The organism is Pseudomonas sp. UMAB-40 (assembly GCF_900095275.1).
GTDB lineage: Bacteria > Pseudomonadota > Gammaproteobacteria > Pseudomonadales > Pseudomonadaceae > Aquipseudomonas > Aquipseudomonas mandelii_B.
Window position 1 is genome coordinate 194,223 of record NZ_LT607554.1, and the last position, 20,589, is coordinate 214,811.

General features: G+C 60.9%; 17 protein-coding genes. 10 read left to right on the plus strand and 7 right to left on the minus strand.

What is annotated here, in order from left to right; translation table 11 throughout:
- Positions 1-117 precede the first annotated feature (117 nt).
- Complete coding sequence (lpdA, locus tag K0F88_RS07335) at positions 118-1,518, plus strand: dihydrolipoyl dehydrogenase (RefSeq protein WP_094469886.1); 1,401 nt, start codon at positions 118-120, stop codon at positions 1,516-1,518.
- Positions 1,519-1,573: 55 nt separating this feature from the next.
- Here the strand turns inward: lpdA and K0F88_RS07340 are convergent, their stop codons facing one another.
- Positions 1,574-2,047 (minus strand): Lrp/AsnC family transcriptional regulator, encoded by a 474-nt coding sequence (locus tag K0F88_RS07340; protein ID WP_219094702.1) that lies wholly within the window; start codon positions 2,045-2,047, stop codon positions 1,574-1,576.
- A gap of 146 nt (positions 2,048-2,193) precedes the next feature.
- Here K0F88_RS07340 and K0F88_RS07345 point away from each other — a divergent pair, with 146 nt between their 5' ends.
- Positions 2,194-2,823 (plus strand): LysE family translocator, encoded by a 630-nt coding sequence (locus tag K0F88_RS07345; RefSeq protein ID WP_094469913.1) that lies wholly within the window; start codon positions 2,194-2,196, stop codon positions 2,821-2,823.
- 3 nt (positions 2,824-2,826) lie between these two features.
- On the opposite strand, the gene K0F88_RS07350 is transcribed toward K0F88_RS07345, so the two are convergent.
- The 6 genes from K0F88_RS07350 to K0F88_RS07375 all read right to left on the minus strand — a co-directional run bounded on the left by K0F88_RS07350 (position 2,827) and on the right by K0F88_RS07375 (position 11,152).
- On the minus strand, positions 2,827-4,944 hold the full coding sequence (locus K0F88_RS07350; protein WP_219094703.1) for a hypothetical protein: 2,118 nt from the start codon (positions 4,942-4,944) through the stop codon (positions 2,827-2,829).
- The gene (locus K0F88_RS07355) at positions 4,931-6,124 is read right to left on the minus strand and encodes a DUF3142 domain-containing protein (protein ID WP_094469883.1); all 1,194 of its coding nucleotides are present in this window, start codon (positions 6,122-6,124) and stop codon (positions 4,931-4,933) included. Before K0F88_RS07355 ends, K0F88_RS07350 begins: the two co-directional genes overlap by 14 nt.
- Before the next feature lie 145 nt (positions 6,125-6,269).
- Positions 6,270-7,091, minus strand: coding sequence for a class I SAM-dependent methyltransferase (locus tag K0F88_RS07360; RefSeq protein ID WP_094469882.1), 822 nt, complete (start codon positions 7,089-7,091; stop codon positions 6,270-6,272).
- Positions 7,085-8,242, minus strand: a complete 1,158-nt coding sequence (locus K0F88_RS07365; protein ID WP_219094704.1) for an acyltransferase — start codon at positions 8,240-8,242, stop codon at positions 7,085-7,087. Before K0F88_RS07365 ends, K0F88_RS07360 begins: the two co-directional genes overlap by 7 nt.
- Before the next feature lie 52 nt (positions 8,243-8,294).
- Positions 8,295-9,593, minus strand: a complete 1,299-nt coding sequence (locus tag K0F88_RS07370) for a glycosyltransferase (protein ID WP_094469880.1) — start codon at positions 9,591-9,593, stop codon at positions 8,295-8,297.
- A complete protein-coding gene (locus tag K0F88_RS07375) occupies positions 9,587-11,152 on the minus strand; it encodes a glycosyltransferase (protein WP_255142132.1) in 1,566 nt (521 codons plus the stop codon). Before K0F88_RS07375 ends, K0F88_RS07370 begins: the two co-directional genes overlap by 7 nt.
- Positions 11,153-11,581: 429 nt before the next feature.
- Between K0F88_RS07375 and K0F88_RS07380 the strand changes: the two genes are divergently transcribed.
- The 8 genes from K0F88_RS07380 to K0F88_RS07415 are packed head-to-tail and all read left to right on the plus strand — an operon-like array spanning position 11,582 to position 20,568.
- Positions 11,582-12,496 (plus strand): GDP-mannose 4,6-dehydratase, encoded by a 915-nt coding sequence (locus K0F88_RS07380; protein ID WP_094469878.1) that lies wholly within the window; start codon positions 11,582-11,584, stop codon positions 12,494-12,496.
- A complete protein-coding gene (gene gmd / locus K0F88_RS07385) occupies positions 12,493-13,464 on the plus strand; it encodes a GDP-mannose 4,6-dehydratase (protein ID WP_094469877.1) in 972 nt (323 codons plus the stop codon). The genes K0F88_RS07380 and gmd overlap by 4 nt, the downstream gene beginning before the upstream one ends.
- A gap of 3 nt (positions 13,465-13,467) precedes the next feature.
- On the plus strand, positions 13,468-14,910 hold the full coding sequence (locus K0F88_RS07390) for a mannose-1-phosphate guanylyltransferase/mannose-6-phosphate isomerase (RefSeq protein ID WP_219094705.1): 1,443 nt from the start codon (positions 13,468-13,470) through the stop codon (positions 14,908-14,910).
- On the plus strand, positions 14,911-15,708 hold the full coding sequence (locus K0F88_RS07395; RefSeq protein WP_094469875.1) for an ABC transporter permease: 798 nt from the start codon (positions 14,911-14,913) through the stop codon (positions 15,706-15,708).
- Positions 15,708-16,958, plus strand: a complete 1,251-nt coding sequence (locus tag K0F88_RS07400; RefSeq protein ID WP_094469874.1) for an ABC transporter ATP-binding protein — start codon at positions 15,708-15,710, stop codon at positions 16,956-16,958. Before K0F88_RS07395 ends, K0F88_RS07400 begins: the two co-directional genes overlap by 1 nt.
- A complete protein-coding gene (locus K0F88_RS07405) occupies positions 16,955-18,322 on the plus strand; it encodes a glycosyltransferase family 1 protein (RefSeq protein WP_094469873.1) in 1,368 nt (455 codons plus the stop codon). The genes K0F88_RS07400 and K0F88_RS07405 overlap by 4 nt, the downstream gene beginning before the upstream one ends.
- The gene (locus K0F88_RS07410) at positions 18,306-19,436 is read left to right on the plus strand and encodes a glycosyltransferase family 1 protein (protein WP_094469872.1); all 1,131 of its coding nucleotides are present in this window, start codon (positions 18,306-18,308) and stop codon (positions 19,434-19,436) included. The genes K0F88_RS07405 and K0F88_RS07410 overlap by 17 nt, the downstream gene beginning before the upstream one ends.
- 1 nt (position 19,437) lies before the next feature.
- Entirely contained in the window at positions 19,438-20,568 is a 1,131-nt protein-coding gene (locus tag K0F88_RS07415) for a glycosyltransferase family 4 protein (protein WP_094469871.1), read from the plus strand.
- Positions 20,569-20,589 lie beyond the last annotated feature (21 nt).

Genomic DNA, 20,589 nt, shown 5'->3' on the forward strand with positions numbered 1-20,589 from the left:
CTGTCGCCTTGCTGAAGCCTTGACCGAAATACCCACAAACGCACATATTACGTCCGTAATTTTAATCAAAGACTACGGTTATCCAGCCCATTCCCCTTTCAGTCCAGGAGTACATCCATGAGCACTTATGACGTCGTGATACTGGGCGGTGGCCCCGGCGGCTACAACGCAGCGATCCGCGCAGGCCAACTGGGCCTGAAAGCGGCGTGCGTGGAAGGTCGGGCGACGCTCGGCGGCACCTGCCTTAACGTCGGCTGCATGCCCTCCAAGGCGCTTCTGCATGCCTCGGAACTCTACGACGCGGCCATGGGCTCGGAATTTGCCAACCTGGGCATCGAGGTCAAACCCACCCTCAACCTCGCCCAGATGATGAAGCAGAAAGATGAAAGCGTGACCGGGCTGACCAAGGGCATCGAATTTCTGTTTCGCAAAAACAAAGTCGACTGGATCAAAGGCTGGGGCCATATTGACGGGCCGGGCAAAGTGACGGTGACCGACAGCCAGGGCGGCAAGACCGAACTGAGTGCCAAGGACATCATCATCGCCACTGGCTCCGAGCCCACTCCCCTGCCCGGCGTCGAGATCGATAACAAACGCATCCTCGATTCCACAGGCGCATTGTCGCTGGCCGAAGTGCCGAAGCACCTGGTGGTGATCGGGGCCGGCGTCATCGGCCTGGAGCTGGGCTCGGTGTGGCGGCGCCTGGGCGCTCAGGTGACGGTGGTCGAATTTCTCGACCGGATCTGCCCCGGCGTGGATGGTGAGGCGGGTAAAACCCTGCAGCGTTCGTTGAGCAAACAGGGCATCAGCTTCAAGTTGAGCTCGAAAGTCACCAGCGCCACCACCTCGGCAAACGGCGTCCAGCTCAGCGTCGAGCCCGCGGCTGGCGGCACCGCCGAGCTGATCGAAGCCGATTACGTACTGGTGTCCATCGGCCGCCGGCCTTATACCCAGGGCCTGGGGCTAGAGAACGTTGGCCTCACCACTGACAAGCGCGGCATGCTCGCCAACAAGGGCCACCGCACCGAAGCTGCGGGGGTGTGGGTGATCGGCGACGTCACGTCCGGGCCGATGCTCGCGCACAAGGCCGAAGACGAAGCCATGGCCTGCATCGAGCAGATCGTCGGCAAGGCAGGCGAGGTCAATTACGACTTGATCCCCAACGTCATCTACACCAAGCCTGAATTGGCCAGCGTCGGCAAAACTGAAGAGCAGCTCAAGGCTGAAGGCCGTGCCTACAAGGTCGGCAAATTCCCCTTCACCGCCAACAGCCGGGCGAAGATCAACCACGAGACAGAAGGCTTTGCCAAAGTGCTGGCCGATGAGCGCACCGACGAGATTCTCGGCGTGCACCTTGTGGGGCCGAGTGTCAGTGAAATGATTGGTGAATATTGTGTGGCGATGGAGTTCAGCGCATCGGCTGAGGACATTGCGTTGACATGCCATCCGCATCCAACGCGATCCGAGGCGTTGCGTCAGGCGGCGATGAATGTGGAGGGGATGGCGACGCAGATGTAAGCCAGCCTGCCAGATGATCGCTCCCACGCAGAGCGTGGGAACGATCCTGCTCGGTCTAAAGCGGCAAATGCCCCAACGGCAACGCCCCCGGCGTCTTCACCGTGTGAATCGCAAAGTTGCTGCGGATGTCGCTCACGCCCGGCAATTTCAGCAGTCGTTCCGTGAGAAAGCGGTCATACCCGCGCAAATCCGGCACCACCACTTGCAGCAGAAAATCCGATTCCCCTGACACCAGGAACGCCGAAATCACCTCCGGCAGTGCCGTGACGGCCAGGCGAAAAGCTTCGGCCTGCTCATCGTTGTGGCGCTCAACCTTGACCCCGACAAACACCGTCAGCCCAAGCCCCACTTCGTCACGATCAAGATTGGCCTGATAGCCGCGAATCACGCCGGCCTCCTCCAGCATCCGCACCCGGCGCAAACAGGGGGAAGCGGACAAACCGATCTCCTCGGCCAATTGCACATTGCTCAAGCGCCCGTCCCGTTGCAGGGCCGCGAGAATCTTTCGGTCGTAGGCATCCAGTTTCATGGCTTGGTAGATCCTGATGGTTTGTTCGTCACAAAGTGGCAGGTTATGCCAATTCCAAAGCGTTTAGAAGCTGACTACGCAAGCACCTGCCCCACCCTTGAGCCCTAGACTGACGCTACCGAATCGACAAACGAATGGGGTGCAACGTGGAAGGACTCTGGCTGTTTTTCATGGCGCTGGCGGTGGTGTATCTGTTGCCCGGCCCGGACATGATTTTGCTCCTGCAAACCGGCGCCCGTCAGGGCAAAGGCGCGGCGTTGGCAACGGCGGTGGGCCTGGGCATTGCTCGTGGTTGTCATGTGGCGTTGGCCGCGTTGGGGCTGGCGGCGCTGTTCAAAGCCGCGCCGTGGACCTTCGACGTGGTGCGCCTGGCGGGGGCCGCTTACCTGCTGTGGATCGGCATTCAGTGCCTGCGAACCACGATGTTGCCGAACCTGAATGGCGGCAACACCCCCCTCGAACAACCTCGATGGCAAGACGCAATCCAGCGCGGCTTGCTGACCAACCTGCTCAACCCCAAAGCGTTGCTGTTCTGCTCAGTGTTATTGCCGCAGTTCATCAACCCTCACGCCGGACCGGTGCTCGCGCAATTTGCGGTATTGGGCATGCTGCTGGTCGGCACCGGTTTGCTGTTCGACAGCGCCTACGCCTTGACCGGCGCCGCACTCGGCCGCTGGCTGCAACGCAGTCCCTCGGCCCAGCGCCTGCAACAGTGGTTGTTCGGCAGCTTGTTGATCGGCTTCGCCGTGCGGCTGACCTTTGTTCAACAGGCCTGAGCCTTACTGCGCTTTACGGCGGCGCCGGTTGATCAACACCAGCGCCGCGGCCGTCACTGCGATAACACCACCGATCTGCAACGGCCACTTGTACGGCCGCAGCACCGAACGGGCGGCGTCAGTCGCCTGGGTGACATAACGTTTGCTGGCATTCTCGAAGTCGGGATACGGGCACTGGTGGCCGAAATCCCCCGCCCAAGCCACATAGGGCCCTTCTTTGACATAGCGCTGGTACAGCGCACTTTGGTCTTCAAGGCTGCTGTTCCACCCCGCCGCCGAGCACAACACGGCAGCAAAGGCCTGGCTGGTGTGAGGCAGGTTATCGGCGGCGCGACTGGCCAAGGCCGTGGCGACGAATCGATAGTGGTAGCGCTCGTCAGGCTTCGCGGCACTGGATTGCTGGCGCTGGACTTCACTTTCGGCCACCAATGGGCCGACCTTCAGTTCAGTCGTCTCCAGGCTGTAATTGCCGCCAAACGTGGCGTAGTCCGGGGCCATTTCATAACCCAGAATGTCCATGCCCCAATCGCGCGCCGTCCAGGCAGCGTTGAACAGGGCGGCGGCGCGTTTGGTCGGCCACCACGCCGCATCGGCCAACTGCCGCTGTTGCGCATAAAACCGGGCTTTTTTCTGTAGATCGGGATTGTCGAAGTACACCAACGCTTCGTCGTAGCGCTCCTCGCGCAACAACCGACGCCCGAGCAGATTGCGCAGTTGCGCCGCCACCGGCAAGGGCACGTAGTTGTCACGATCCTGCTGGCTCAGCGCTGGCGGTGCCGGCACTTGAGTGTCGACGTAATGCTTGAGCTCATCGACGGTCAGCACCCGCTCGGCAACGGTCGCGGCATCGAACCAATAGATACTTTGGCTGCGATAAAGCTGATCGAACGCTTGCAGGTAATCCCCGCGTTGCAGCGCCAGGATCGCGCTTTCACCCTCGACCCGGCACTTGGGCTGCAGGCTTTCGAAATCATAGTCAGGCGTGCGTCGCTCGCCCCACGACTCGTTCTGCGGGAAGGCCTGGGCCGCCTTGGCATACGCTGCAGCCGCTGCGCTTTTGTCACCCTCACGCAACGCCAGTTTCGCCCGCAGCCACCACGCCAGACCGCCGTCCCCGGCATGCTCAAGGAACGCTTTGGCGCTAACGTAATCACCCTGTTGATAATTCATCGCCGCCAGTCGGTCCGCGTTGTCCAGACTGCCGCGGGTGCTGCTTTGCAGAAGTTTGATCAGCTTCAGTTCGTTCGGCGGTTGATCACCGAATGACCAGCCCAGGCGACTGATCAGCGACGCCGTCACCAGTTGCTGCACCGGTTTGCCCTTGAGCAACTCGGTCAACTGATCTTCAGGCATTGCCAGCAGATCCGCCATCAACAGCTTCAGCGAGGTGTAACCCACTGCCGAGCCGTGACGATTTTGCGTGGCGTACAGGTTGATGGCGCTGTTCCAGTCGCCAGCGGTGCGCGCCACGCGGGCCTCCTCGCCGAGGCTGGCGACACCCAGTTCCAGCGGGTCGCTGTAGCCGTCGATACTCAGCTGACGGGCCTGCTCGAAGGCTTTGCGCGACTGTGCCAACAGGTCAGGCGCTGCGTCTGCTTCAGCGCTCTGGGCAAACAGCGTCCGGCCCAATGAATAAGCGGCCCAGGTGCTGCGCAATGCGCGTTGATCCGCTGGCAGCGCCAGCACTTTCTGGAAGTACTCGGCGGCCAGCGCGTGATCACCGGCGTTGAACGCCACCGCACCCGCCAGATAGAACCGAAGCTCGGCCGGCAGGCTCGCGCCTTGGGTCTCGACTTGATGGGCATCGGTCAGCACGCGCAGTTGTTTGACCAGGGCTTGCTGCTCCACCGTCAACCCGGCCTGTTCGGCCTTGTCCCGCTGCTCGGCGTAGTCGGTCAACTCCATGCTGTAAGGGGACGTCGCAACGTTCTTGAGCCCGGCGATCACATGCCCAAGGCGATTGATCTCGAATTGGAAGTTGCCTTCCGGCAGCTCCGCCAGCGACTGGGCGCGGTTGTCCAGCAAGCGCATCGGAAAGTCCGGCCCGCAGGCCATCGCCGAACCCAGCGGCAGACTAAGGCCCAGGCAAAGCAAATGGCGGAGCCAGTTACGGGTGAACATTCGAACCTCCTTGATCAATGTGTGCGCAGCGTGCCCAACCGATGGCGCGCTGCTCGCCGGCCGGTATCCGGCCGTCGCGCAAGCGGGTGAAGGTAAGCAGATCCGGGCTTTGTTGCAACGCATAACCGGCCAGCGCATCGGCGCCATCGCAGCCGCGAACCGCCAGTGTCACGCGTTCGGGCCAAGCGTTGTCGAGATTGCCTTGATTGCTGACGCTGATGTCATAGAGGTCGTCTTGCGCGATGAGTTTCACACTCAAGCGACTGTCGAGCGAATCTCCGCGAACCACGGCCCTCAGCGTGTTCAGGCTCCAGGCCCGGCGATCACCCGCCAGCGGCAGGCGAAACCAGATCAGGCCGGCCAGATGCGCCGGTGGGTCGGCGCGTAGTTCGGCGGCGAGAGTGCTCAGCTGCAAGGGGTCCGCCAGCAATTCCTGGCGTTTACCGGTGCGCTCGATGGGCACTTCGCTTTCCACGACTGGCGCACCGCTGGTGCCCGGCAACAGGGCCACGCCATAGGCGGGCAGTGCGAGGTAAAAGGGTTTCGAGGTGATGCGGCCCCAGGCTTCGGCCCATTGCCGGGCCTGATCGGGGTCAAACAAGCCGCGACGCGGATCGCTCACCGCATGCACCTGCAACACGCTGCTGTCGACGGTCGCCAAGAGTGCCGGCAATTCAGGGCTGTCGAGCCAGGCCGGCAATGCAGTGATGCTTAACGGCAAAGCGGCGGGTAAAACCGCGCGCAGGTGGGTGAGAAATTCGCGGTAAGCCGGTAGCCGGGCGCTACCGGCATCGTGGTCGACTTCCACGCCGGAGAGCGTTAGCCCCTGCCCTTGCCAATCGCTGAGCACTTGCTGGATCTGCGCCGTGACGTCGCCCTGATCCAGCGCCTTGAGTTGGCCATCGAGACGGATCACCGCAATCAGCGGCCGGCCATCGCGTTTAAGCAGCGCCGGATCTATTCGCGCCCGGCTCCAGCCCGCCTGAGGAAACGCCTGCAAGGCCAGCACCCGCAAGGTCGAAAAGTCCGCGCGACTATCTTGCAGGGCGGCGTCATGGGCTGACGTCCATTGCCGCTGCCAGACGTAGAGTTGCTGATCGAGCGGCGGCGCGTCTGTTTGCTCGCAACCGTTGAGCAGCGCCAGAGCAACAAGCAGGACAGAAAGACGAACTAACAACATGAAATCCCTGATCCTGGAAACACAGGGCTACAGGGTACACAAAACCTGTGGGAGCGAGCTTGCTCGCGATAGCTGATTAACAGCCAACATTGATGTCGACTGATAAATCGCTATCGCGAGCAAGCTCGCTCCCACAAGTCAGTCGCTAAGGCTTGCGAGCAATGATCACCTGACTTTTCGCCACGACCGCGTCCAGCGCCTGTTTGATCTGCGCGCCACGGGGCGACGCCAGAATGGCCTGCCAGGTGTCGGCCCAGTGGTTGAGCAACGGATGGTCGGGATTGCTGAAATCGACCTTGGCTTCCCAGAACAACAGCATCCACATCGACCAGTAAAACCCGTACTGGCTGTGGCTGAGCACTTCCAGGCCAGCATCGCTGACCATTGCCTTGAACTGCTCTTCGCTGATGATGCGAATGTGGTTGGGTTTCTGGAAATACTCGGGCGCCGCGATGTCTTTTTGCAGGTCTTCGGAGCTTGGGTGCGGGACGCTGAGCAAATACAGCGCACCCGGTTTGCCGACACGTACCAGTTCAGCAAGGAACTGCGCCGGATCGTCCACGTGTTCGATGACTTCGGTGGACACCACGCGGGTGGCCGTGGCATCGGCAATCGGCAGCGGATTGCAGTCGGTGACGTGGCATTCGACGTCACGCGCCGGCGTGTCGCTCAGGCGCTGGCGGGTGGCTTCAACCTTGTCCGCGTCGATGTCGGCGATGATGATCTTCGCCCCGCGCATGCCGCAGAAATGCACGTTACCGCCGTCACCGCAGCCGACGTCCAGCAGCGTGTCCTCGGCGGTCACCGGGAACCCGGTGAACAGCTCGCCGGTTTGCTGATTGAACCAGCCGCTGAGCATCGCGTCGTGCAGGCCGAGCATGTACGGATCGACCTTCTCGACCGTGTCCGCCACAGGCGCCACGGGAGCGGGCGTACCCGCCGTGAGTTTCTTCAAAAGGCTCAGCATGAGGTAGCTCCAGAGGTTTGGGCGGCTGTTCGGGACGTGCCCAGGCGTTTGACCAGCGAGGCACCGCGGTTACGCATGGGCATTTCGATGAAGCGGTAGTTGAGTTCGCTCAACAAAGCGATCAAACCGCCAGCAATCATCAGTGTCAGGATCGGATGGCCGCCGGGATTGGGCAGACCGGCGCCCTGCAAGCGGAACGTGAATTCGCGCACCAGCAAATAAGCCGGTATGTGGATCAGGTAGATTCCGTAGGAGCGACTGCCGACCCACGTCATCAGGTTTTTCAACGCGCCCCGTGGCAGCAGGTAGTCGCGATTGTAGGAAGCGATCCAGACCAGCACCGCGCACAACACGGCGATCGTGCCGATGCGGTAGTTGGTAAAGTTGAAGCGATCCGTCGCCATGAAACTGAGCACCAGCGACAGCGCGACCAATGCCGTCACCCCGGCCCGTGGACGGCGCAAGAACGTCGGCTCCCAGCGCAGATACGAGGGTTGCGCACTCCACATCGCCAACAGGATGCCGAGTGCCAACGCATCGGTGCGAACCACCATCAGGATCGGGGTGCGCAACGTGAACAACTGCACCGCGACCAGCGCCAGCAAGGCCCAGACCAAGTGCTTGCGACAGATCAGAATCAGCAGCGGAAACAACAGGTAGAACTGCTCCTCCAGCGACAGGCTCCAGTACACGAAACTGGTGCCGTACTCATAGTTATAGAAGCTGTCGGCGAAGCGGAAGTTCGCGTACTGCGCGACCCCGGCCAGGGTTGCCTGAAGGTTGGCGTGCAGCGTGCCGAACGCCCCGGAGCGATTGAGAAAAATGCAGCCCAGCAACATCAGCGCCAGCCACAACCACGCCGACGGCAGCAAGCGAAAGGCCCGGCGCAGCCAGAAGTTGCGCGTCTGCTGCCAATACTCCTGACGCGTACTGCAACCCTGCAACGCCGGGATCAGGCTGCGCGCGATGACAAACCCGGAGATGGCGAAAAACAGATCGACGCCCCACCACGGCTGACCCCATGCGGTGATGGCTTGCAACAGCGGCACCGGAGCCGCAAACAGGCTGTCTTGCAGGTGATGGAACAACACGCCGAGCACCGCGATACCACGCAACAACTCGATGTCCATGATCCGTCTGTCGTTATTCATGCCGTCCTCCTGGACGTTGCCCTGTTATCCATCCCATTCAACACTGCGCGGATCATGCTTCGCGGGTATCCAGAGCGACGCGGGTTTCAAGGAGCTGCGCGAAGAAGGCGTTCAGTCGTTGTTCGGCGGTGGCCTGGCTGCAGAATTTTTCGAGGCTGGCCACCGAATGCGCAGACATCTGCGCGTAACGCTCGGCGTCGTTTTTGGCGACGTCATAGCTGGCCCGATAAGCGCGGCACAACGACGCCCAGTTCGTCACGTAACGCAGGGTTCGGAACGCCCTGCGCGGGTCGTGAGGCCAGGCCGTCAGCTCGTCGGTAGAGTCGATCAGGAATGCATTATCGGCATCCAGGTAATCGATCATCGCCGTGGTGCGTGGCGCGACCGCCGGTTTGCCGCAGGACATGAACTCCATCAGCGGCAGGCACTGGCCTTCACCGTAGGATGTATTCACGACGTAGCTGGTTGCCTGCACCAGCTGCTCGTAGTCCGAATCCGCGAGGTAGCCGTAGATCAGCACAATGCGGCAGCGATAGGACTGGTTTTTGTACAAATGGTGAAGGATGTCGGTCAGCGCTTCTTCGGCATCGTGGTGGGTCAGTTTGAGCACCAGCGTCGCATCGTCCACTTCACGGAAGGTCACGCAGAAGGCACTGAGCATGTCTTCCCAATTCTTGCGCCCGTCACCCGGATTGAACACCGAGGTGTAGATCACGCCGTCGAGCACCAACTCGTGCTCACGGGGCGGCGCTTCGAAATCGATACCTTCGCCAGCGCGTAACTGCGCCGGCCCAAAGGCCCGCAAATCCAGGGTACGGCTGTCGGCCACCAGGCCTTTGATCTTCAGGCGCACCTGACTCGCCAGTGGCTGACGTTGCAACTGGGCGCCGCGCGCCGAGAATCGATCCCACACCGGCGCCGGCACCGCGACGATCGGATAGTCGGCGCCCATCGCCTCGCGCACGGCGTTTACCGTGTAGCCGGAATGGGTAATCGCCGCGCCGGTGGCGTGCAACACCGTGCGCCAGTCATTGCGCGGTTCACCGGCAAAGGGCTCGTTGGGAATGGTGCTGAATTCCCACGCAAACACCGGCAACGTCGGACAGGCGAAGTGCACCGGCGTGCAATGCGGCGGCGAGAACGACAGGAACACGCAGTCTTCACCCCGGGACAGCGCGTCGAGGTACAAGGCATCGACTTCGGTCTGCGGGTCGCTGACTTCCACCACGCGCCCCAGGCGCTCCAGCACCGGCCGGTATTCCTTGAGGACGAAGTAATAGCTGTACTCCGAACGGCCAAGGTTCTGGGCGATGGTGTGCTGGTTGGTTTCCGAATGAATGATGATCAGCATGAGGCGTTATCCGTCACGGCCGCTGTCGGCAAAGCCTGCGGCGTCAGCCCGAAAAAATCCGCCAGGCGCTTCTGCACCGGGGCGAAGGCGCAGTAGTCGTGCATGCGCTCGACCGCGTCGCCCGACATGCGCCGGTACTCCAACGGTTGCTCCTTGGCCATCCGGTAGCTGTTTTCGTAGGCGGTTTTCAGCGAGCCCCAGTCAGGTCGATAACGCAGGGTCCGGTAGATGATCCGGGTGTCCTGCGGCCAGATGGTCAGCTCTTCGCTGGACTTGATCACGAACGCCACACGCTCATCGATGTAATCCTCCATGGCGGTGTGGTCCGGGGCGATCACCGGTTTACCGCTGGCCATGAACTCCATCAACGGCAGGCACAAACCCTCACAGCGCGACGCGTTGACGTAATAACTGGCAGCTTCGTACAGCCGCGCGTATTGCGGATCGTCCAGGTAACCGTGCATCACCACCACCCGACAGGCGAACGGCGAGAGTTGCGCGAGCAAGGTCATCAGCTCGTCGTAGTAGGACGAAAGATCGCTCTGGGTAATCTTCAGCACCAGCGTGGCGTCATCCGTTTCGCGGAAGGCCCAGCAGAAGGCGGTGATCAATTGATGCCAGTTCTTGCGACCGTCACGGGGGTTGAACACCGTGACGTACACCACGCCGTCGACCTGAGTCTCGACCTGGGTGGTGGTGTCCGGCCAATCGCGCGGTTCAGGTTCTGGCACTGCCATCGTCTGCGGTCCGGCGATGGCCGGCAGGTACCCGGCAAGCCGTTCATGTGCAGCATCTGAAAGAAGGTCGCGAATGCCCTCCCAGTACCACTGGCTTAGAAAGTGCGTGCGATGCAGCGGGACGGGCAGCGTTTTTCCCATGTCCCGGCGCCACATGTGCAGGTAATGGCGAGCGATGACGAAGCGGCGCTTTAGCGTCAACGGCGGCGGTTTCAATGCCTCCAGCGCCGCCAGTTCCTCGGCGGTCGGCGGTACGGGAATCAGCGCATCGGCAGACAGCCCAAGCGTGCGTGTGTCGAAGAGGCAGCCCTTGATGTCGAGAGTCGAACCGGCATTGACCGGGACACTGGCATGGCGGCTACGAATGTCTGCGAAGTTCTCCCACAACGGCGTGGGCAAGACCAGCACGGGGAAGTCTTCACCCATGGCCCGCCGAATCGCCCGGGCCGTGTGGCTGGAAAGCGTAATGACCCGGCCTTGGCGCGCCAGCATCTGCGTCCAGTCCTGGCGTGGATCGTTATCCCATTGCTCATCGGGAATGGAGTCGAATTCCCAGGCCACCACGCAGATCGTCGGGCATTCAAGGTCGTTCGGGGTTTTCTGCGGCGGGGTGAACGACAGGAAGAGGCTGTCTTCGCCGGCGGCCAGCAATTGGCGATAGAGCGGATCGACCTCGGCGGTGGAGGACACCACATGCACCCGCCCGAGGCTTTCGAGCACCGGGCGATAAGCCTTGAGCACGAAGTAATAACTGTATTCAGGACGACCAAGGCTCTGACTGATGGAACTGTCGTTGACGTCCGAGTAAAGAATGAAATTCATGGCATCCCACGATGAAGCCGCCATCCCGGCAGCCTCACTCTATGACGGCAAAGCCACGGATCGACCCGGCGTTTTCCGGTCGTCGTCCATCGTCTTCTTGCCCGTCTACGTTCTTGTTTTAATGGTCAGTTTCGCGGGGCGTGAATACCACCCGGCCGAACCCTGGATAATCGTGACGAGGGGCATTCTAAACACATCCGCTGAGGATTCGTGAACCGCCCGGCGAGAATAAATCGGGCTACGCTAACGAGAACTGACCGGTCACGGTGGGACCTGTTGAAATTGCTGCGCAATTGGCACAGATTGGCTACCAAACAACTACAACAAAACATTTCGCCCGTCTTTCGACCAAGCAATCCACCCGGTCCGTCAGACATTTCCATAAAGCCTGTGGGGAATGGACGAAGTGTATGACCAAGGGGCCGCTGTTTGAAAAAGCGTCTGTTCATTACGGGTCTCAGCGGATTCGTAGGACAACACATCCAATCTCGCCTGAAGGCTGATGCCTCGGAATGGGCGCTTCTGCCTGTCGCCGCCCGTTACGATCTTGCTGAGCCAGGCACCCTCGACGGCCTCTGGCCCGAGATGCCCGACGCGGTCATTCACCTGGCCGGCCAGACCTTCGTTCCCGAAGCCTTCCGCGATCCGGCACGCACGCTGACGATCAACCTGCTCGGCACCTTGAATCTGCTTCAGGCACTCAAGTCCCGCGGCTTCAAAGGGACTTTCCTGTACGTCAGCTCCGGCGACGTCTACGGGCAAGTGACCGAATCACACTTGCCCATTACCGAGCTCCAGCCACCCTGCCCGCGCAACCCGTATGCCGTGAGCAAACTGTCAGCCGAATTCCTCAGCCTGCAATGGGGCCTGAGCGAAGGCTGGCCGGTACTGGTTGCCCGCCCGTTCAACCACATCGGCACTGGCCAGAAAGACAGCTTCGTCATCGCCAGCGCCGCGCGGCAGATCAACCGCATCAAACAAGGCCTGCAAGCCCCGCAACTGGAAGTCGGGGACATCGACGTCACACGCGACTTCCTGGACGTGGGCGATGTGGTGTCGGCCTATCTGGCGCTGCTGGAAAAGGGCACGCCGGGGCAGGTCTACAACATTTGCTCGGGGCGCGAGCAGAGCATCCGCAGCCTGATCGAACAACTGGGGGACCTCGCCCAGGTCGACATGCAATTGATTCAGGATCCTGCGCGTCTTCGCCGCGCAGATCAGCGTCGCGTTTGTGGCAGCTCTGCCAAGCTCGCCCAGACCACAGGATGGACGCCTGAAATCACAACACAACAATCCCTGCGGGCGATCCTGTCCGACTGGGAGAAACGAGTAAAAGAAGAATGACAAAAAGTGCATTGATCACAGGGATCACCGGTCAGGACGGCGCTTATCTGGCCAAACTGCTGCTGGACAAGGGTTATAAGGTCCACGGCCTGGTGGCGCGTCGCAGCAGCGATGCACGCTGGCGTTTGCGTGAAATGGGGGTCGAGGGGGACATCGTTTACCTGGACGGTGACATGGCCGATGCCTGCTCGGTGCAGCGCGCGGTGATCAAGTCCGCTGCGGACGAAATCTACAACCTGGCGGCGCAAAGCTTTGTCGCGGCCTCCTGGGATCAACCGGTCACCACCGGCATCGTTGACGGGCTGGGCGTGACTCACCTGCTCGAAGCGATCCGCCAGTTCAGTCCGCACACGCGTTTTTACCAGGCGTCTACCAGCGAAATGTTTGGCCTGATCCAGGCCGAGCAACAGGACGAGAACACGCCGTTCTACCCGCGCAGCCCTTACGGCGTGGCCAAGCTGTATGGCCACTGGATCACCGTGAACTATCGCGAAAGTTTCAACCTGCACGCCAGCAGCGGGATCCTGTTCAACCATGAATCGCCCCTGCGCGGCATCGAGTTCGTGACCCGCAAAGTGACCGACGCCGCCGCCCGCATCAAACAGGGAAAACAGCAGGAACTGCTGCTGGGCAACATCGACGCCAAACGCGACTGGGGGTTTGCCGGCGATTACGTCGAAGCCATGTGGCTGATGCTGCAACAGGACAAGCCTGACGATTTTGTGGTCGCCACCGGCGTGACCACCACCGTGCGCGAGATGTGCCGCATCGCCTTCGATCACGTGGGCCTGAACTACCGCGACTTCGTGAAAATCGACCCGGCGTTCTTCCGCCCGGCCGAGGTCGAAGTGCTGCTCGGCAACCCGGCCAAAGCCCAGCGCGTATTGGGCTGGAAGCCAAAAACCGACCTGGATACCTTGATCCGCATGATGATGGATGCGGACATGAAACGCGTCGCCAAGGAGTAGGCCATGCTGATTCCTGTGATTCTCTCCGGCGGTGCCGGTACTCGCTTATGGCCGGTGTCCCGCGAGGGCCATCCCAAGCCGTTCATGACCCTGCCCGACGGTCAGTCGCTGCTGGGCAAGACTTATCGGCGAGCGGCCGGTTTGCTCGATGGCTGGGGCGATATCGTCACGGTGACCAACCGCGACTACTACTTCCAGAGCAAGGATCACTATCAGGAGGCGCAGCTAAGTCGCCATCGCGGGCATTTTCTGCTGGAGCCGACAGGCCGCAATACGGCCCCGGCCATCGCCGCCGCCGCCCTGTCACTGCAAGCCCTGCACGGTGATGACGCGATCATGGTGGTGATGCCCGCCGACCATTTGATCCTCAACGAAGACGCCTTGAAGTCTGCGGTCGAACACGCCGTGGCACTGGCCAAGGATGGTTTCCTGGTGACGTTCGGCGTGGTGCCGACGGCCCCGGAGACCGGTTTCGGCTACATCGAGACCGGTGCGGCGCTGGACGGAAAAGGCGCCGCGAAGGTCCAGCGTTTCGTCGAAAAACCGGACCTGCAAACCGCCACCCATTACCTGGAAAGCGGCAAGTTCCTGTGGAACTCGGGGATGTTCTGCTTCTCGGTCACGACCGTGCTGGCCGAATTGCAAATTCATGCCCCCGACCTGTTGGAGCAGACGCAAACCTGCATGACCCAAAGCGCTCCCGTGGAAACAGCCGGGTGCCTGCAACAGGAATTATCCCCGGCGTTGTTCGCCGAGATCACTGACATCTCCATCGACTACGCCTTGATGGAACGCTCCGACAAAGTAGTCGTGGTGCCCGCCGGTTTTGACTGGAGCGACATCGGCTCCTGGGGCGCGGTGGCCGCGCTGGTGCCGGCGGATGCGCAGAACAACCGGGCCAGCGGTGACGCGGTGTTCGTCGACAGCCACAACAACTTCGTCCAGAGCGAAGACCGGCTGGTGGCCGCGGTGGGTGTGGATAACTTGATCATCATCGACACCGCCGATGCGGTGCTGGTGGCCCACGCCGATCGCGCTCAGGATGTGCGCCGGGTGGCCAAACAGCTCAAGGACAAAAAGCACGAGGCCTATCGCCTGCACCGCACGGTCAGCCGGCCCTGGGGCACCTACACCGTGCTCGAGGAAGGCCCTCGCTTCAAGATCAAGCGCATCGTGGTCAAACCTGGCGCCAAGCTGTCGCTGCAAATGCACCACCACCGCAATGAACACTGGGTGGTCGTCGAAGGCATGGCCAAGGTCACCAACAACGGCACCGGCACCCACCTGGTGGCCAAGAACGAATCGACCTTCATTGCCGCCGGTCACAAGCATCGCCTGGAAAACCCGGGCGTGATCGACCTGGTGATCATTGAAGTGCAAAGCGGTGAATACCTGGGAGAGGACGATATCGTTCGCTTCGAAGACCAATATGGCAGGACGGTTTGAATGCTGCTTTCCCTATACCGCTCACTGTGCAGCTATCGAGGGTTCATCCTCGGTAGCGTCCAGCGAGAGTTTCAGGCGCGTTATCGCAATTCGCTGTTCGGTGCCCTGTGGCCTGTGCTCAATCCACTGTCGATGATCATCGTCTACACCGTGATTTTTTCTCACATCATGCGCGCCCGCCTGCCGGGTGTGGATGACAGCATGGCCTACAGTGTGTACCTGTGCGGCGGCCTGCTCGCCTGGGGACTGTTTGCGGAAATCACCCTGCGCAGCCAGAACATGTTTCTGGAAAACGCCAACCTGCTGAAGAAAATCAGTTTCCCGCGGGTCTGCCTGCCGGTGATTGTATTGATCAACGCCGGCATCAACTTCGCGATCATCATCGGCCTTTTTCTGGGGTTTCTGCTATTCACGGGACGTTGGCCAGGCATGGCGCTGCTGGCGTTGATACCGCTGATGGCGTTGCAAATGATGTTCTGTGCCGGGCTGGGAATGGTACTCGGCGTGTTGAACGTATTCTTCCGGGACGTCGGGCAACTCTTCGGCATCTGCCTGCAATTCTGGTTCTGGCTGACGCCCATTGTGTACCCGATGAGCATCCTGCCGGACTGGGTTCAGCGCCTGCTGCAACTCAACCCCCTGACCAACCTGATTGTCAGCTATCAAAACATGTTTCTTTATGGGCAATGGCCGGTCTGGACTTCGCTGCTGCCGATTTTTGTCACTGGCGTGGTGCTCTGTCTGATCGGTCTGCGTCTGTTTCGCCAGCGTGTCGGTGAAATGGTGGATGAACTCTGATGGGGCATATTCGCGTCACCGGCCTGGGCAAGGCCTACAAGCAATACCCGACCCGCTGGAGCCGACTGGCCGAGTGGCTGATCCCGTTTTCGCCCCTGCGTCACCACCAGCACTGGGTGCTGCAAAACGTCGAATTCGAGATTGCCCCCGGTGAAGCGGTGGGCATCGTCGGGGCCAACGGCGCGGGCAAAAGCACCTTGTTGAAGATGATCACCGGCACCACCCAACCTACCTGCGGCAAGATCGAACTCGAAGGCCGGGTGGCGGCGCTGCTGGAACTGGGCATGGGCTTTCACCCGGACTTTACCGGCCGACAGAATGCAATCATGGCAGGGCAATTGCTGGGCATGCAGGTCGATGACATCGAAGCGCTGATGCCACAGATCGAAAGTTTCGCGGAAATCGGCGAAGCCATCGACCATCCGGTGCGCACCTACTCCAGCGGCATGCAGATGCGCCTGGCGTTCAGCGTGGCCACCGCACGGCGGCCGGACATCCTGATCGTCGACGAAGCCCTGTCCGTGGGCGATGCCTACTTCCAGCACAAGAGCTTCGAACGCATCCGCAGCTTCCGCAAGGCCGGCACCACCCTGCTGATCGTGTCCCATGATCGCTCGGCCATCCAGTCGATATGCGATTCGGCGATCCTGCTCAAAGACGGCTGCATGGCCATGTACGGCAAACCCGAAGCGGTCCTGGATTACTACAACGCCCTGATGGCCGAGCGTGAAGGCCAGGTGGTCCGCCAGGAAATGCTCGCCGGCGGAGAAGTCCAAACCGTTTCCGGCACCGGTGAAGCGGCCATTCTCAGTGTGCGGTTGCTGGACGAGAATGATCGGTCCATCGACGCTGCAGAGGTCGGTCAGAGCGTAGTGCTGGAAGTCCAGGTGGAAGTCCGTCAGGACATCGAGCGATTAGTGCTCGGCTTCATCCTCAAGGACCGTCTGGGTCAGATGATGTATGGCATCAACACCCATCGTCAGGACAAGGCCCTGACCGATCTGCACACCGGGGAGCGTTACACGTACCGTTTTTCCTTCGTCATGGGCTTGGGAAAGGGCAACTATTCCGTGTCCCTGAGCCTGTCGCGGCTGGACTCGCATCTGGATCGCAACTACGAATGGCGCGATTACGGGCTGGTGTTCCATGTGATCAACAACCGGCATGAAGACTTCGTCGGCTGCTCGTGGCTGGCGGCGAAAACCACCATTACACGCTCCGAGGCGATTGTTTCGGAGCACACGCCATGACGCGTCTTCTGGTGGAATGCACCCACGTTTTCTTGCACCCAAAGGTCAATTCGGGCATTCAGCGGGTGGTGCGTAACGTCATCAACCAGCTGCCGGAAAGTATCGACGGTGCGCAGTGCATCCCCGTCGTGATGCTCAAGGGCAAACTCTATCGGGTGTTGAAACTCGGCGCGTTGAACATCCCGTTTTTCGATGGTTTGATGACCTTCGCCGGACGATTGGGACGGCTGGCTCATCGTTTCTGGCAACTGCATCAACGCTTGCACAATCGCAGTCACTCGCGAGTGGTCAAACGCCTGCTGTACGTGGCCTACCGCCTCACGGCGATCACCTGCTTCAGCATTCCTTTACGCCTGATCGACGCCATCAACCAGTATCAACTGCCCAAACGGTGCTCGCCATTGCAACATCAGCCGGGTGATCAACTGGTGTTGCTGGACTCTTCCTGGCACAGCGATTTCTTCCCGTTTGCCGAACAGCTCAAGCGTGAAGGTGTGGGCATCGTTTCGGTGATCTACGACCTCATCCCGCTGTCTCACCCGCAGTTCTACGACACGCGGCTGGTGCAGATTTTCAACGAGTGGTTCAACTGGATCACCCAAACCGCTGATGGCTACGTGGCGATCTCCGCCACGGTGCGCGATCAGGTGCGTGAAGAACTGCAACGTCGGCTGGGTCCGGCGGAAGCCGAGGCGCTTTGGTTCGACTATTTTCACCTCGGTTCCGAACTGGACCTGAGCGAAGCCTCTGCAGCCGTCGAGCCGAGACTGACGCGCGTGTTCAAAACACCGGAACCCGTGTTTTTGATGGTTAGCACCATCGAGCCGCGTAAAAACCACGATTACCTGCTCGACGCTTTCGAACGCGCCTGGGCCTCAGGTTCGCAAGCCCGATTGTGCATCGCCGGGCGCATCGGCTGGAAGTGCGACGCCCTGCTCGCCCGCGTGCGCAACCACCCGCAGCTGAACCAACGCCTGTTCATGTTCAACGACCTGAGCGACACCAGCCTCGAACACGCCTATTCCCACGCCAGCGCGCTGGTGTTTCCGTCCTGGGTCGAGGGTTTTGGCCTGCCCTTGGTCGAAGCGATGCAGCGCGGATTGCCGGCCATGGGCAGCGACATTCCGATCTTTCGCGAAATCGGTGGCGAGTTCATGGCGTATTTTGACCTCGCCGAACCGCAAAGCCTGGCAGACCTGGTCACGGGTTTCGAACGCTCCGGGCAATTCCCGGCCGCCCGTAGCGTGGCGGAGTGGCAGTGGATCGGCTGGCGGGAAGCCAGTGCGCAACTGGCCGAACGCACCCTGCGCAATCTGAAAGACGCGCCGGTCGCGCAAGAGAGGCAACATGCGAATTGCCCTTAACGCCCGGATCCTTCAAGCCCCACGCACCGGTATCGGCCATTACGTCGCCGAACTGGCGAACGCCCTTGCTGATGAGCCCGATGTCGAACTCGCACTGTTCCACGGTTGGGGCTGGAGTTCGGACTTGCCGGAAGCGGCGATGCCCGGCTATTCGCGACTGACGCCGTTGCTGCGACAGATTCCGGGGGCTTATCAAGCCCGGCGCTGGCTGGAGCAGAAACGCTTCGACCAGGGGCGTTCGAAGACCATCGACCTCTATCACGAACCGAGCCTGTGGCCGCTGTCGTTCGACGGCCCGACCGTCATCACCCTGCATGACCTGACGCACCTGCACTACCCCGAAACGCAACCCCCCTCGCGCCTGCGGGAAATCGAGCGGCGCCTGGCCGACGGTGTGCAGCGGGCGCGTCTGATTCTCACCGATTCGCAGTACATCGCTGACGAGGCCCAGGCCTATTTCGCACTGCCGGCCGAACGCTTTGTCGTCGCACCGCTGGGCGTGGCCGCACGTTTCCACCCACGGGAACCTGAAGCCATCGACGCGGTGCTCAAGACTCACGGCGTCGAGGCGCGGGAATACTTCCTGTGCGTCGGCACCCTGGAGCCGCGCAAGAAACTGACGCTGGCCCTGCGCGCCCACGCCCGATTGCCAGAAGCCGTGCGTCAGCGCTTTCCATTGCTGATCGTCGGCATGGCCGGTTGGCAGGGCGAACAGTTCAGTGATGAATTGCGCGCCGCCCTGGCCACTGGCGATGTGTGCCTGCTCGGTTATCTGCCCGATGAAGCGCTGGCACAGCTGCTGGCCGGCGCCCGGGCATTGATCTTTCCCTCGTTGTACGAAGGGTTCGGCCTGCCCGTCCTGGAAGCCATGGCCAGCGGCACCCCGGTGATTCTGACTCAACATTCAGCCATGCCGGAAGTCGCGGGCGACGCCGGCAACTACATAGCACCGGACGATCCAGACACCTTGCGCGATGCCATGATCCGACTCATCGACGAACCGCTGCATTGGCAGGTCTGTCGCGAAGCCGGTTTGCAACAAGCGAAGCTTTTTTCCTGGGAGCGTTGCGCGAAGGCCACGGCCCGCGCTTACCGCCAGGCAATGGGAGACTGATATGCGCGTACTGCACTTTTACAAGACCTACCTGCCGGACTCGATGGGTGGCATCGAACAGGTCATTTTTCAACTCTGCGAGAGCGGCGCGCGCCACTCGGTCGACAGTACGGTACTGACGTTGAGCAACGACCCGGCACCTGGCGTATTGCAGATTGGCCAGCATCAGGTTCATCAGGCCCGGATGGATTTTCAGATGGCCTCCACCGGTTTTTCCTACAGCATCTTCAAGCAGTTTCGTGAGCTGGCGGCTGAGGCCGACGTGGTCAACTATCACTTCCCCTGGCCCTTCATGGACCTGGTGCATTTTTTCAGCGCCGCCCAAAAACCCTGCGTGGTGAGCTACCACTCGGACATCATTCGCCAGCGCCATTTGCTCAGACTCTACCGTCCATTGATGCGTCGTTTTCTGGACAGCGCCGACCGAATCGTCGCGGCCTCCCCCAACTACTTTCACACCAGCAATGTGCTTCAGGACTACCGCGAGAAAACCCGAGTCATCACCTACGGGCTGGACAAGTCAGGTTATCCACAGCCCGACGCTGCACGTACTGAACGCTGGCGTAAACAGGTGGGTGACCGGTTCTTCCTGTTCGTCGGCGTCATGCGCTATTACAAAGGGCTGCATATTTTGCTCGACGCGATGCAAGGGCTGAATTATCCGGTGGTGATCGTCGGGGCCGGACCACTGGAAGCCGAACTGCATGCTCAGGCCAAGGCTTTGGGTTTGCAGAACCTGCACTTCCTGGGGCGCTTGGGTGACGAGGACAAGGTAGCGTTGCTGGAGTTGAGTTACGCGGTGGTGTTTCCGTCGCACCTGCGCTCCGAAGCGTTCGGCATCTCGCTGCTCGAAGGCGCAATGTACGGCAAACCGATGATCTCCAGCGAGATCGGCACCGGCACCAGTTACATCAATATCCACAACGAAACCGGACTGGTGGTGCCGCCGAGTAATCCACAGGCGTTCCGTGAAGCAATGCGAACCCTATGGGAAAACCCGACACGTGCTGCGGAAATGGGCGCGAAGGCTGAGGCGCGGTATCGGCAGTTATTCACAGCTGATGAAATGGGCCGCAAGTGGACGGCGTTGTACGAAGAACTGCTGGAAGAGAAATCCCTGTCCTACGCGTAATCGCTTTTTTGTGGGAGCGAG